Source organism: Gemmiger gallinarum, from assembly GCF_014982805.1.
In the GTDB taxonomy this organism is placed as follows: domain Bacteria; phylum Bacillota; class Clostridia; order Oscillospirales; family Ruminococcaceae; genus Gemmiger; species Gemmiger gallinarum.
In genome coordinates this window covers 698,357-712,291 of sequence record NZ_JADCKC010000001.1, presented here as the reverse complement: position 1 = coordinate 712,291, position 13,935 = coordinate 698,357, and the positions used below count along the sequence as shown (strand labels likewise).

Genomic DNA, 13,935 nt, shown 5'->3' with positions numbered 1-13,935 from the left:
TTTCATGGGGATGATGGTCTCCTGGATGCTGGTCGCTGCGGCGATCGCTGCGTTTTCCATCACGGCGCTGTCCGGCTGCGTGGTGATTCCCGCCCTGCACCGGCTGCACTTCGGCCAGACCATCCGCGAGAGCGGACCGACCTGGCACAATAAAAAGCAGGGCACACCCACCATGGGCGGCCTGTGCTTCATTCTTGGCATTGTGGCTGCACTGCTTCTGGTGCTGGTGGGATTCCGCCGCTATGCGCCGGAACTGGTGGGGGCACAGCAGATTCAGGCAGTGCTGCTGGTCATGTTCCTTGCCCTGGGGTCCGGCTTCATCGGATTTTTGGACGACTTTGTCAAGGTGGTGCGCCACCGCAACCTGGGCCTTGTGGCATGGCAGAAACTGGTCATGCAGTTTGCCGTTACCGGCGGGTTTCTGTTCGGGCTCAACGCGCTGGGGCTGCTCACCACTGTCATCACCCTGCCGGGAGGCGGGGCCTTTGATCTGGGGCTGCTCTACTATCCCATTGCCTTTTTTGGTATCATCTTTTTGGTCAATGCCGTCAACCTCACCGACGGCCTGGACGGTCTGGACTCCTGCGTTACCTTTGTGTCCATGCTGGGGTATCTGGTGGGCGCCAGCCTGCTGGGCTTCTACCATGTGTCTATCCTGGCCACCGCCACGGCGGGGGCCTGCGCGGGCTTCCTGGTGTGGAACTTCTATCCGGCCAAGGTGTTCATGGGCGATACCGGCAGCATGTTCCTGGGCGGCATCGTCACGGCCCTGGCCTTTGTGATGTGCCGTCCCGAACTGGTACTCTTTTTTGGTATCGTCTATATCTGGGACGCCATGACGGTGGTCATCCAGCGGGTCTATTTCAAGCTGACCCACGGCAAGCGCATCTTCCGCATGACGCCCATCCACCATGCCTTTGAGATGCGCGGCTGGCGCGAGGCACGCATCGACGCCTTCTTCAGCCTTATTGCCCTCATGGGGGCGCTGCTGGGCGTTCTGTACATTTACCTGACCTGAGCACGGGGCAAAACGCCGCCCCGCCGGGTCCGGCCCGCCCGGGGCCGGACGGAAAGGAAATAGGCATTCCCCTTGGATATTTCGACACTCCTTAAAGTACTTTTCCGACCCGCGTTTCTGATGTGCAAGGATCTTCCTCTGCGCAAAAAAGACCGCGGGCCGCTTTCATGGTATTTCGTGGTAACACTTCTTGTCATCATCGCCTACGGGCTGGTGGTGCTGTTCTCGGCCAGTTACTCGGTTTCCTATCAGGAAAGCGGAGACAGTTTCAGCCAGATCCGGCAGCAGCTCGGCTTTGCTGTGGCCGGCGTGGCAATCATGTTCGGTATCTCTTTCACCGACTACCGCGCCCTGCGTCACCTGACCTGGTATCTGTATTTCTTCACCCTGCTGCTGCTGGCAGCGGCACTGTTCAGCAATAACCCCACCAACCTCAGCGCAAAATGTTATCGCTGGGTGGAGATCGCGGGCGTTACCTTTCAGCCCTCCGAGCTGGCCAAGTTCTCTACCATTCTGGGCACCGCTGCCTTTGTGGATGCTCACCAGCAGCAGAAAGGCTCGCTGCTTTACGGCATCATCCTGCCCACTCTGCCGCTGATCCCCACCCTGTTCCTCATTTTCCGCCAGCCCCACTATTCGGCCATCATCCTGATCCTCATGATCTATTTCACCATGCTGATCTGCGGCGGATGTGGTCTCAAGTGGATGCTGCCGGTTCTCAGTGTGGGCGTCATCGGCGTGGTGTATATGCTGACCAGTCAGGACAACTATGTCCAGACCCGTCTGGACGGCTGGACCCTTTTTTCCAGCGATACCTCCACCATGACCGACCAGACCGAGCAGAGCATCTATGCCATTGCATCGGGCGGTTTGTTCGGTCTGGGCATCGGCAACAGCCGCCAGAAGCATCAGTGGCTGCCCGAGGTCACCAACGACTTTATTTTCCCCGTCCTGTGTGAGGAACTGGGCTTTATCGGGGCGCTGGTCTGTATTCTGCTGTTCGCGGCCCTCATCATTCAGGGCATTCTCATTGCCATGCGCTCCCCGGACCTGTTCGGCAGCATGCTGGGGGTGGGCATCATGGGCCAGATCGCCTGGCAGGTGTTCTGCAACATCGGCGTTGTCACCAACACCATCCCCAATACCGGTATCAGCCTGCCCTTTTTCTCATCGGGCGGCACCAGCCTTTTGATGCTGCTGGGTGAGATGGGGGTCATGCTCAGTATTTCCCGGGTAGGCAATGCCCGCATTGAGGAGCGCCGACGCCGCAAGCTGGAGGCCTTTGCCAAAAAGCTGGAGCACGGTACCCGCAGCGTTTATCGGCGGGGCGGCGCGGCCCATTCCATCTGAATTTATCTGTTTTGACAGTCTGATGTTAACGGGAGGCTATGTATGCGTGTGCTGATTGCAGCCGGCGGTACTGCCGGGCACATCAATCCTGCGCTGGCGATTGCCGGTGCCATCCGAAAAGGAGATCCTGCGGCGGAGATTCATTTTGCCGGCCGCCGGGAGGGAATGGAGTACGGCCTGGTCACCAAGGCGGGCTATCCCTTCCATCACATTGAGATCAACGGCTTTCAGCGCAAGCTGACTCCCAAAAACATCGGCCGCAACCTGGTGGCGGTGTGGCACCTGGCCATCAGCGGGCCCCGCTGCGCGGCGATTCTGCGGGAGGTCAAACCCGATCTGGTCATCGGCTGCGGCGGCTACGTCAGCGGACCCATTGTGCGCGCGGCGGCCCGCAAGGGCATTCATACCGCCATCCATGAGCAGAATGCCTTCCCGGGCGTGACCAACAAGCTGCTTGCCAAGGAGGTCGATCTGGTCATGGCGGCCAGCGAGGCTGCGGTGGAGAAGCTGGGCGCTCCCGGCAAGACCATTGTAGTGGGCAACCCGGTACGCCCCGAACTGTTTGAGCAGGACCGGGCCGCTGCCCGCGCCAAACTGGATGCCGGGGACAAGACGGTCATCCTGAGCTTTGGCGGCAGCTTGGGAGCACGCCGCATCAATGAGGTGGTGGCCGATCTCTGCGCCTGGGAGCAGAAGACACAGCAGAAGATCCTGCACCTTCATGCCACCGGCAGCCGCGGTGTCGAGCTGTTCCGCAACCTGGGCAAGGAAAAAGGCTTTGCCCCCGGCAAGAACCTGGTGGTCCGGGAGTATATCGACAACATGCCCGAGCTGCTGGCCGCGGCGGATCTGGTCATCTCCCGGTCGGGTGCGCTGACGCTGGCTGAACTGGAGGTCATGGGCCGCGCGGCGGTGCTGGTACCCAGCCCCAATGTGGCGGAAAACCACCAGTATTACAATGCCATGGAACTGCAGCATGCCGGAGCTGCGGTGGTCATTGAGGAAAAAGACCTCACCGGCGACAAGCTTATTGAGACAGTCAAAAAGCTGATGTCCGAGCCCGGCCGCCTGGCCGAGATGGGGCGCAATGCCAAGACGCTGGGTCGTCCCGACAGTCTGGACCTGATCTGGGCGGCGCTCAAAAAGCTCTGCGCCTGAGACAGGGGACGATCCGCATAAAAGGGGGACAGCAGGCCCGTCCCGACAATACAAAACGAAGCCTGGGGCCTTTCCGGCTGCAGTAACGCCAAATCGCCCCAAGACGGCAGCGGCCGCTTTTGCGGCAGGGTTTGGCGGTTTCGTTTTCTTTTGGAACTTACAGAAAGAGAGGTGGAGGCATGGACCGCGACGTACAAAGCCGCAGGCAAAAGTCCGGCGCGGCATCCCACGCGTCCTCCCGACCCAGACAGAACCCGCCCCAGCGCCCGCGGCAGGCGGTGCCGCCCAAAAAGGGTCTGAGCAGCAGAGTAGGGCTGGAAAAGCGCGGCACAGCACCGCAGCAGCCGCCCCGCAGCGGAAAAGCCGCAGGGGATCTCCGCCGGAAAAACCGGCAGCCCTCCCAGCAGACACCGCCGCGGCAGACAGGGCAGCAAACCCGCAGCCAGCAGCCTCTCCGTACGCCCCAAAGACCGGCGGCCAACGCCGGGCGCAGGCGCTACCGCAGCCAGCCCGCCAATCCCCAGGCGCCGGGATACCGGCAGGGCACAGCCCGTCCGCCCCGCCGGGTGACTCAGGTGGAGAAAATGCGCATCCGCCGCCGCCGCAAGATTGTGGGTGTGCTGTGCCTGCTGGCGGTACTGACAGTGGGTGTGGTGCTGTCTGTCAATCTGCTGTTCAAGGTGACCGGCTTCCGGGTGGAAAACACTGACCGCACCACCCCGGCCAACACCGGCATTTATACCGAGCAGCAGATCATCGACCTGCTGGGCGTCCAGACAGGGGACAACCTCTTTGGATTCTCCACAAAGGAAAAGTCTCAGCAGCTGCAGACACAGCTGCCCTATCTGGACGTGGTGGAGGTCGACATCCAGCTGCCCGGCACAGTGGTCATCAAGGTCCAGCCTGCCACCGAGCGTTTTGCCATGGAGGCGACAGGCGGATGGCTGGTGCTCAGCGACGGCCTCAAGGTGCTGCGCACCGCCGACACCCAGCCGGACGGCCTGATCCTTCTGGATGCCGCAGTGCAGCAGAACGGGGCCCTGACGGCAGGAACTTACCTGATGCTCTCAGATGGAGAATCTCTGCCTGCCGCTACGCCGGAAACCGCAGAGACGGCTCTTGAAGATGAGACGGAACCTCTGGACGGGGAGGAGGCCTCCTCCGATGCGTCCGACACAACGGAAGAGGAGGACCCCTACGAAGTCAACGACACGCTGTTTGCCATCGTTGACAAGATGGAGGAACAGCAGCTTCTGGACGGCGTCACCATGATTTCCCTGCGGGACCAGGATGAGATCAACTTCCTTTATGAGGGGCGCGTCTCGGTGCTGCTGGGCACGTCCAACAACCTGGATTACAAGATGCGCATGGCCGCCAACGTCATTCTGGACGTGGACGGCAAGGGCCTTACCCCCACCGACCACGGCACATTGGATGTCTCTTATCAGCGCAGTGACGGCGACATTGTGGCATATTTCCTGCCTGCCGATCCCACCCCAACCCCGACTCCCACACCGGAAACCGATACAAATTCCGGCGACGGAGGGGAAACCGGAGACTCCGGCGACACAGCGGGGGATGACGGCGGGGATGCCTCTTCCGCCTCCAACGACGGCGGCGACACAGGGAATGCCTGAAATGCCCCGCCTCAGAAAAGAAACAGAACAGCCCCCGCTTCCGGAAGGTTCCCGGAGGCGGGGGCTGTATCTTTGACAGGGGCGCTGCCGGATGGGGGCGGAAATGCCGGCCCGGCAGCCATGTAGCGCAGTGCTTACTCGGTTTTGCCGTCGTCGGGGGCGGCAGGGGAGGAGACGGACACCGGTGTTTCCAGATAGACGCTGGTGGAGGGGAAGGCAAAGTCGCAGCCGTCCTTTTCCATGATGACCATGATCTGCCAGTTCAGACGGCTTTTCAGCACGCGGAACTCATCGCCGCCCAGAGCGGTCACGTAGCAGCGGATCTCAATGTCGATGCTGGAGGCGCCGAAGTTGGACAGCATCACATAAACGGACTCGGGCAGGACCTGAGGGTCTTTTTTGAGCATGGCCCGCAGGTCGTCGCACAGGGTTTCCAGGTGTTCTCTGGAAGTCCCGTAGGTCACGCCCACCGTCATGCTCAGCAGACGATTCTGGCGGGTGGTGGCGTTGCAGATGTACTCGGCGCTGACCTTGGAATTCTCCACGGTGATGACGCTGTTGTCCAGAGTGCGGATGCGGGTGGAGCGGAAGGAAATGTCCTCCACAGTGCCCTCAAAGCTGCCCAGGGTGATATAATCCCCGATACCGAAGGGGCGCTCAATGACCATGGAGGCTCCGGCGATGAGATTGGACAGGGTGGATTGTGCGCCCAGAGAGACAGCCAGTCCGGCGATGCCGGCGCCGGTGATGAGGGTGTTGACCTCACAGCCCAGAAGGTTCAGCACCTGGATGCCGCCGAACAGCAGCACCAGTGCCCGATAGATCTTCTCAAAGAAGCTGTTCATGGTCTTGTTGGTTTCCAGGTCCAGGCGGTTCTGAGCGCTGCGCAGCAGCAGACGGCAGAGGCCGGCCGAGTTCCACAGGCCCTGTGTCAACAGGCAGACCGACGCAATGGCCATGACGGTTCCGGCAGTTTTCCACACCGGCGAGGCAGCGTCAAAAGCCCAGGGAAAAATCAGGAAGGCAAAGTACCACAAAAGGCAGCGCACAAACAGAATGGCGGGCTCGGTACAGCCGTCAAAGAGAATCTGCAGCCATTCCGGCAGTTTGGAGGCCAGCTTGTCCCGCAGTTGGTGGAAGATCCAGCGGAACAGCCGTGCGCCGAACAAGCCTACAAAAATCAGAATAACGGCCAGCAAAATCCGCAGCAGGGGAGCATATTCACCGAAACCGGCCAGCCAGGACAGGACTTCGGTTTTGGTTTCGATCATTTCGTTCATAAGAAAATAGCCTTTCAGTTATAAGGGTGAGCACCCGCGCCGGTCAGACCGCAAAGCACGGGCTACCGATATTGTAGCATGGATGGTTGCATTTTTCAAAACATCTGCTATAATATGGGACAGAAAGTCTGTTTCAGGGCGGGGTGAAATTCCCTACCGGCGGTAAAGCCCGCGACCGTCTGCCGTATTGGCAGGCGCTGATCCGGTGAAATTCCGGGGCCGACGGTTAAAGTCCGGATGGAAGAAACGGAAGCTGTTTGCTATGCCTGCATTTCCGCCCTGTCGGTGTGTACCCTTGCACACCCGACAGGGCGTTTTGTTTTGCAGACGGTGGGTGGGACCCGACAAACCTCCCGGTTCAAACTTGTTGCCGGCTTTCAAAAAAATTTTGAAATGGCCGGTTGTCTGTTTTGCGCTTCCGGCCGGGAGGTAATGTTATGCAAACCAACAGTAAGATTCGTCCCCTCGCCGTCACCGCCATGCTGTCCGCTGTGGGCTGCATCCTGATGATGCTGGATTTCCCCATCCCCATGCTCATTCCGTCCTTTGTCAAGATGGACCTGTCCGAACTGCCGGCGCTGCTGGCGTCCTTCAGCCTGGGCCCTGTGTACGGCATTGTGGTCTGCCTGGTCAAGAACGTTCTGGCTGCTATTTTCCACGGCTCCACGCTGGGCATCGGCGAGGTCTGCAACTTTGCCATGGGCGCCATGTTCGTGGGCGTGGCGGGCCTGATCTACAAGCACAACAAGACCCGCAAGACGGCCATCATCGCTTCTCTCATCGGCTCGGTGGCCATGGCGGTGTTCAGTGTGCCGGTGAACTTCTTCTTCAGCTATCCGGTATATGCGGCAGCCTTCGGCGGCATGGACGCCATCATTGCAGCCTATCAGGAGATCAACCCCAACGTCACCAGCCTGCTCAGCTGCCTGATCCTGTTCAACCTGCCGTTCACTCTGGTCAAAGGGCTGCTGTCCTCGGTGGTGTGCTTTTTGATCTACAAGCCCCTGTCGCCCATCCTGCACGGCAAGAAATAAAAACGGCTGTTTGTACAAAAAAGTCGAAATGTATCAAAATGGAAGGTTGACATCCACGCAGTAAAATGGTATGATTTCCTCCAGACATCAGAATAGCAACTTATCAAGAGCGGCTGAGGGAACAGGCCCTGTGAAGCCCGACAACCTGCGCGAGAGCGTAAGGTGCCAATTCCTGCGGGGAACCGAAAGATAAGCCCTGGGCGCACAGCTCTGTTGGGCTGTGCGCCCTTTGTTTTTACCACCAGATCCCGGCGGTTGCCTTTCTGACCAATTTGACGGGAGGTTTATACAAACATGTCCAAATTCTTGTTCACATCCGAGTCCGTTACCGAGGGCCATCCCGACAAGATCTGCGACCAGATCTCCGATGCCGTCCTCGATGCGATCCTGGAGCAGGACCCCGGCGCCCGCGTTGCCTGCGAGACGGTCTGCTCCACCGGCCTGGTCCACATCATGGGTGAGATCACCACCACCTGCTATGTGGATATCCAGACCATTGCCCGCCAGGTCATCCGGGACATCGGCTATGACCGCGCCAAGTACGGCTTTGATGCCGATACCTGCGGCGTCATCACCAACATCGACGGCCAGAGCCCCGATATTGCGCTGGGTACCAACGACGACGTTGCCGGTGCCGGCGACCAGGGCATGATGTTCGGTTACGCCTGCGACGAGACCCCCGAACTGATGCCCCTGCCCATCAGCCTGGCCCACAAGCTGGCCAAGCGCTTGACCGAGGTCCGCAAGAACGGCACGCTGCCCTACCTGCGTCCCGACGGAAAGAGCCAGGTCACGGTGGAATATGAGGACGGCCGCCCGGTGCGGGTGGACGCCGTGGTCATTTCCAGCCAGCACAGCCCCGAGATCACCATGGACCAGCTGCGTGCCGATATCACCGAGCAGGTCATCCGCGCCACCATCCCGGCGGAACTGCTGGATAAGAACACCCGCTACTACATCAACCCCACCGGTCGTTTTGTGGTGGGCGGACCCCAGGGCGATACCGGTCTGACCGGCCGCAAGATCATTGTGGACACTTACGGCGGTATGGCGCGCCATGGCGGCGGTGCCTTCTCCGGCAAGGACCCGTCCAAGGTGGACCGCTCCGCCGCTTACGCGGCTCGCTGGGTGGCCAAGAACGTGGTTGCTGCAGGTCTTGCCAAACGCTGCGAGGTGGAGCTGGCCTACGCCATCGGCGTGGCACAGCCGGTCTCCATCATGGTGGATACCTTCGGCACCGGCACGGTGGACAATGCTGTCATTGAGCAGGCGGTCAAGCAGGTGTTTGACCTCTGCCCGGCCGCTATCATCCGCGACCTCGACCTGCGCAAGCCCATCTACCGCCCTCTGGCTGCCTACGGCCATATGGGCCGCGAGGACCTGGGCGTCAAGTGGGAGAATACCGACCGCGTTGACGCGCTGAAAGCCGCAGTTGCCGAGCTGAGCAAGTAAATCCCGATAACAAACCACCCGTTTGCGGAGAAGCTGTTCTCCCGCAGACGGGTGGCTTTTGTATTGTTGTGTGCAGAAAAATAGGATAAAACCGACTGGGAAGGAGTTTCACCTGCCCCGCAGCAGAGGGAGAAACCCATGAAGGCGTTTGCAGCGCTCTCTTTGCCGTCCTTGCCGCATTCTTTGCGGAGGACGAACCTGGACAGCCGCGCAGCAGGATTACCGGATGGAAAGCGTCTTGAATGCCCCTGTCCGCCCTTCTTTGGATGTTCCTGATGCTGACCTGACACAGCAGCCTTTGCCCATAGTGCAGACAACACAAAAAAATGCCCCGGTTTCCGCAGAATGATTCTGCCCGGAAAGCGGGGTATCTTTGTTATTGTGTGGCAGGGCAGAGGCAGGTGTTTTATTGCTTGGCCTTGCGGTGCTTCACGATCTCGTCGGCAATGCGCATGGCCACGGCGTCCTTGCTCTGCAGGGGCAGGGACTCTGCACCGTCGGCCGAGATCAGCGTCACCACATTGGTGTCCACACCGAAGCCCGCGCCAGGTACCTTGAGGTTGTTGGCCACAATGAGGTCAAGGTTTTTCTTGTGCAGCTTGGCGGTGGAGTTTTCAATGAGGTCCCGCGTCTCCATGGAGAAGCCGCAGAGATAGAGGTTCTCCGGCTTGTTGGCACCTGCCCAGGCCAGGATATCGTCGGTGCGCTCCAGCGCAAGAGAGAGGGCACCATCCGCCTTCTTGACCTTGTCCTCCGCCACAACAGCGGGGCGGTAGTCGGCCACCGCTGCCGCCATGACAAGAGCGTCCGCATCCATTACGTTTTCCTTGACAGCTTCAAACAGATCTTTGGCCGTCACAAAGGGGACATTGCGGACAAAAGGCACCCTCAGCCCTGCGTCCCGGGCGCACAGCAAAGTAACGTCGGCGCCCCGCAGCATGCAGGCCCGGGCCACGGCGCAGCCCATCTTGCCGGTGGAATGGTTGGTGATGTAGCGCACCGGGTCCATGGGCTCGCAGGTGGCGCCTGCCGAGACGACCACCTTCATGCCGGCCATGTCCTTGGGACAGACCAGCTCACGCACCACATAGTCCACCAGAACGCTCTCCTCCGGCAAACGGCCGGAGCCGGTATCTCCGCAGGCCAGCAGCCCCGAACCGGAGGGGATCACGGTGAATCCGTAACGCTCCAGGGTTTTCAGGTTATCCTGGGTGATGGGGTTTTCCAGCATGTGAGTGTTCATGGCCGGGGCAACCAGCTTGGGGCAGGTGGCGGCCAGCGTGACGGTGGTCAGCATGTCGTCGGCCAGGCCGTGGGCCATCTTGGCAATGACGTTGGCGGTGGCCGGGGCAATGAGCATCAGGTCTGCCTTGTTGGCCAGCGACACATGGGCCACATCGTACTGAAAGTTGCGGTCAAAGGTATCCACAATGCAGCGATTGTTGGTCAGTGTCTCAAACACCAGAGGGGCAATGAACTCAGTGGCATTTTTGGTCATCAGCACATGAACGTCGGCACCCAGCTTGGCCAGGGCGTGGGCAACATTGGGAATCTTGTATGCGGCAATGCCGCCGGTGACGCCCAGAACAACAGTTTTCCCTTTCAAAGAAGCATCCGACATACGGCACACATCCTTTTATAAAATAGAGTTACTGCATCCGTTTACACAGGATGCTTCATGAATCCGCAAAGCAGCGCTAGTTTCCATCGCATATGCCGCTTTCAGCGGCCGGATATCTTTATCATAATAGTATGACGGACGCGCTGTCGTCAAGTGCGGAAATGGGCAAGATCAGACCGGTGCCGGACAGGCCGGCAGAAAAGAAAAGGAAAATTTATTGAAAGGAATGGGTATCTGTTTTAGAATAAAGGCAAAGATCTGAAAGGAGAAAAGGTATGAAATATATGCCTTATCGCATTCTTGCTTTGGTGTTGTGCCTGGCAATGCTGGTTGGATGCAGCACGGCAGACAGCTGGCAGGAGCAATATGACCTGGGCAGGCGATATCTCAATGAACAAAACTACGAACAGGCCGTTTTGGCGTTTACGGAGGCCATCCAGATCGATCCCAACCGTTTGGAATCCTATGTCGGTCGAGGAGAGGCTTATCTTGCAGCTGGTGAAACAGCTGAAAATCTGGCCGCCGCTTTGGCAGACTATGAGAAAGCCGGGGAACTGGGATATCAGGAAGCCGACCTGTGGCTGCGTCTGGCGGATGTGTATATCCGTCAGGGGGATTTTGACGCGGCGCTGGAGACCCTGCGTCAGGGACTGGAACTCACCGGAGGAAATTCGGAAATCCAGGCGAAGATGGATGAGCTGGAAAGCGGCAACGTGACCGATGGAGAAGGCAGGCTGCGCAAAAGAAGCGGATTTGACGATACCGGCGCGTTGAGCTGGTATCACATTCTGACATATGATGAACAGGGCAGAAGCAGCGGTGTGACGCATTACGATGGGGCAGGCACCGAATTGGGACATGTGGACATTCTTTACGATGAACAGGGACGGGAAACGCAGCAATACAGTTTTGTGGGGTCTACCGGTTCCTTGATTCGCGAGGAGCGAAGTTATGACGAATCCGGCAATCTGGTAAGACAAGCAAGCTATCCAATGGACGGCACCATAGCAACGGTGAATGAGTATACGTACGATGAGGCAGGGCATAAGGTTCGCAGCGATACCTATACACAGGATGGCCAGCTGATGAGCTATTTGCTGTATGGATGGGAGGAGGACTCGGAACAGGCATCTTCCTTGGAGAAATATTCGGCAGATGGAAATCTGGAATACCGTGTTGACTATGCTTTTGATGAGCAGGGCCGAATCATCCGGACCGATACCACAGGTCCGGACGGAGAACTGATCAATTATATCATTACGGAATATGATGGCGACATTGTAAAAAACACCGGCTATGATGCAGAGGGCAATGTGCTGTATTCTATGGAGTCATAAGCGCCGGAACCATCTTTTCAGGAGCAGGATCTGCCGGGCAGGACCGGAACATAAAAGAAACTTGCGAGCAAACTGTTCGGGCTGTGCTTTTTCTTAACCGGAAGGACAGCAAGGCGGCGGGTACCCCAAACCGGGGCGGCCCGCCGCCTTCTTGCTGTGTCCCAATGGCAGGAAGATGCCCTATATGATTTTGTTGGCTTATGCGGTGATTTGCAGCGAAATTCCGAAAAATACGCAACAATCGTCCATGAAAAAGTAAAATAAAAAACCCGCAAAACAAACGCCTTAACGTTGTTTTGCGGGTTTGCGCTGGAGCTGTTAGGCAGATTCGAACTGCCGACCTCATCCTTACCAAGGATGCGCTCTACCGACTGAGCTATAACAGCAAATGGCGACCCGAATCAGGCTCGAACTGACGACCTCTAGCGTGACAGGCTAGCGTTCTAACCAACTGAACTACCGGGCCATTTCCCAGCTTCGCAACCGCCGTAGCAGCTGCAACGTTGATTATTATATCCGCGAAGGGGTAAAAAGTCAACCCCTTTTTTCAAACTTTTTTCGATTTTTTTCAAAAAAGTTTGAAAGCAGATAAAAAGTAACGACGATTCGTTCAATCAAGACGAGCCGGGCACCAAAAAAGTTTTGCGGAAAAGAGCACGGCGGCGAAAATCCCGCCGTCAGCCCTCGGCAGGGGCGGCATGGCAGCGCTGACCGTCCCATTCACCCAGGACGACCTCCACGATATCCCCGGACACATGCCCCGGGGCGCAGACCACCACAGGCAGATATTGTCTGGTGTATCCGGTAAAGGTGTTGGCAGACAGGGGCGTTTCCAGCAGCACGCTGGCCCGGTGTCCGGCCATGGCGGCGGCGACTTCGGCGCGGACCTGCTCCACAGCCTGCGTCATGCGGCGGCTGCGGGCCTCCTTCTCGTGCTCGGGGACCTGTCCCGGGAAATCAAAGGCAGGGGTTCCGGCCCGGCGGGAGTAGGGAAAGACATGCACCTTCAAAAAGCGCTGAGCCTGCACAAAGGCCATGCTGTCCAGAAAGTCCTCCTCCGTCTCCCCGGGAAAGCCCACGATGACATCGGTGGTCAGGCTGGTGTTCTCCTCCCCGAAGGCGGCGCGCAGCTTGGCGGCGACCTCGGCGTACTGCTCGGCGGTGTAGGGGCGGCGCATGGCCCGCAGCGTCCGGGAGCTGCCGCTCTGCAGGCTCAGGTGGAATTGGGGGCAGAGTTTGGGCAGGGCCGCCATGCGAGCAATGTCTGAGTCGGACAGCATATCCGGGTCCAGGCTGCCCAGACGGATGCGCTCAATGCCCTCCACCCGGGAAGCATGTTCCAGCAGCTCGGCAAGGCCGGTGCCCGTATCTTGGCCGTAGCTGGGCAGGCTGATTCCCGACAGCACCACCTCACGATAACCGGCATCGGCCAGATGCCGCAGCTCCTGCAAAATGCTCTCCTCACTGCGGCTGCGCACCGGCCCCCTGGCCCGGGGAATCACACAGTAGGCACAGCGGCGGTTGCAGCCGTCCTCCACCTTGACAAAGGCCCGGGTGTGCTCGGCAAAGCGCTCGATGGGCAGTTCCTCAAACTGCTCGCCCTTCTGGTGGGGGCGAATGTCCACAATGCGCTCCTCCTCGCCGTCCAGCACCTTGCGGACCAGCTCGGGCAGGACCCGGCGGGAACCGGACCCTGTCACCACGTCGGCCTCGGCGATTTCAGCGGCCTCCTTGGGAAAGGCCTGGGGGTAGCAGCCGGTGAGCACCGTCACGGCGCCGGGATTTTCCCGTTTGGCGCGGCGCAGCCATTTGCGGCTCTTCTGATCGCCGAAATTGGTCACGGTACAGCTGTTGACGATGTAGACATCGGCTTCCTCACCGGCGGGGACCACAGTGTAGCCGTTTGCCTCAAACAGCTGTGCCATGGCACCGGATTCATTCTGATTCACTTTGCATCCCAGGGTATAAAAACTGACGCGCATGCGCGGGTACATCCTCTCTTATCACGATATTGCACATATTATATCGGAACCGGGCCCAAAGCACAA

Annotated in this window: 10 protein-coding genes, 2 tRNA genes and 2 riboswitches; of the genes, 7 read left to right on the top strand and 5 right to left on the bottom strand. The window is 58.9% G+C overall.

The window, feature by feature from the left end; genetic code table 11:
- Window positions 1-4: 4 nt before the first annotated feature.
- The 4 genes from mraY to INF35_RS03390 all read left to right on the top strand — a co-directional run bounded on the left by mraY (window position 5) and on the right by INF35_RS03390 (window position 5,163).
- Entirely contained in the window at window positions 5-1,018 is a 1,014-nt protein-coding gene (gene mraY / locus INF35_RS03405) for a phospho-N-acetylmuramoyl-pentapeptide-transferase (RefSeq protein WP_193500117.1), read from the top strand.
- A 177-nt stretch (window positions 1,019-1,195) separates the two neighbouring features.
- Window positions 1,196-2,368 carry an FtsW/RodA/SpoVE family cell cycle protein gene (locus INF35_RS03400; RefSeq protein ID WP_193500116.1) on the top strand — a complete coding sequence of 391 codons (1,173 nt, stop codon included), beginning with the start codon at window positions 1,196-1,198 and terminating at the stop codon, window positions 2,366-2,368.
- 42 nt (window positions 2,369-2,410) lie between these two features.
- Window positions 2,411-3,526 (top strand): undecaprenyldiphospho-muramoylpentapeptide beta-N-acetylglucosaminyltransferase, encoded by a 1,116-nt coding sequence (gene murG / locus INF35_RS03395; protein WP_193500115.1) that lies wholly within the window; start codon window positions 2,411-2,413, stop codon window positions 3,524-3,526.
- A 179-nt stretch (window positions 3,527-3,705) separates the two neighbouring features.
- A complete protein-coding gene (locus tag INF35_RS03390; RefSeq protein ID WP_193500114.1) occupies window positions 3,706-5,163 on the top strand; it encodes a cell division protein FtsQ/DivIB in 1,458 nt (485 codons plus the stop codon).
- Window positions 5,164-5,297: 134 nt separating this feature from the next.
- Here INF35_RS03390 and INF35_RS03385 read toward each other — a convergent pair whose 3' ends face one another.
- Window positions 5,298-6,443 carry a mechanosensitive ion channel family protein gene (locus tag INF35_RS03385; protein WP_193500113.1) on the bottom strand — a complete coding sequence of 382 codons (1,146 nt, stop codon included), beginning with the start codon at window positions 6,441-6,443 and terminating at the stop codon, window positions 5,298-5,300.
- A gap of 125 nt (window positions 6,444-6,568) precedes the next feature.
- A riboswitch (FMN riboswitch) is annotated at window positions 6,569-6,696 on the top strand.
- Between the two features lie 184 nt (window positions 6,697-6,880).
- Here INF35_RS03385 and INF35_RS03380 point away from each other — a divergent pair.
- Entirely contained in the window at window positions 6,881-7,477 is a 597-nt protein-coding gene (locus tag INF35_RS03380; protein WP_193500112.1) for an ECF transporter S component, read from the top strand.
- Window positions 7,478-7,574: 97 nt separating this feature from the next.
- A riboswitch (SAM riboswitch) is annotated at window positions 7,575-7,673 on the top strand.
- 98 nt (window positions 7,674-7,771) lie between these two features.
- Window positions 7,772-8,929: a methionine adenosyltransferase gene (gene metK / locus INF35_RS03375; protein WP_193500111.1), complete on the top strand. Its 1,158-nt coding sequence runs from the start codon at window positions 7,772-7,774 to the stop codon at window positions 8,927-8,929.
- A 406-nt stretch (window positions 8,930-9,335) separates the two neighbouring features.
- Here the strand turns inward: metK and coaBC are convergent, their stop codons facing one another.
- Window positions 9,336-10,550, bottom strand: a complete 1,215-nt coding sequence (gene coaBC / locus INF35_RS03370) for a bifunctional phosphopantothenoylcysteine decarboxylase/phosphopantothenate--cysteine ligase CoaBC (RefSeq protein ID WP_193500110.1) — start codon at window positions 10,548-10,550, stop codon at window positions 9,336-9,338.
- A 275-nt stretch (window positions 10,551-10,825) separates the two neighbouring features.
- Here coaBC and INF35_RS03365 point away from each other — a divergent pair, with 275 nt between their 5' ends.
- Complete coding sequence (locus INF35_RS03365) at window positions 10,826-11,887, top strand: tetratricopeptide repeat protein (protein ID WP_193500109.1); 1,062 nt, start codon at window positions 10,826-10,828, stop codon at window positions 11,885-11,887.
- A 310-nt stretch (window positions 11,888-12,197) separates the two neighbouring features.
- On the opposite strand, the gene INF35_RS03360 is transcribed toward INF35_RS03365, so the two are convergent.
- The 3 genes from INF35_RS03360 to mtaB all read right to left on the bottom strand — a co-directional run bounded on the left by INF35_RS03360 (window position 12,198) and on the right by mtaB (window position 13,869).
- Window positions 12,198-12,273: transfer RNA gene (locus INF35_RS03360), tRNA-Thr, on the bottom strand.
- Between the two features lie 3 nt (window positions 12,274-12,276).
- A tRNA-Asp gene (locus INF35_RS03355) sits at window positions 12,277-12,353 on the bottom strand.
- A gap of 211 nt (window positions 12,354-12,564) precedes the next feature.
- Window positions 12,565-13,869, bottom strand: a complete 1,305-nt coding sequence (gene mtaB, locus INF35_RS03350) for a tRNA (N(6)-L-threonylcarbamoyladenosine(37)-C(2))-methylthiotransferase MtaB (protein WP_193500108.1) — start codon at window positions 13,867-13,869, stop codon at window positions 12,565-12,567.
- Between the last annotated feature and the right edge of the window lie 66 nt (window positions 13,870-13,935).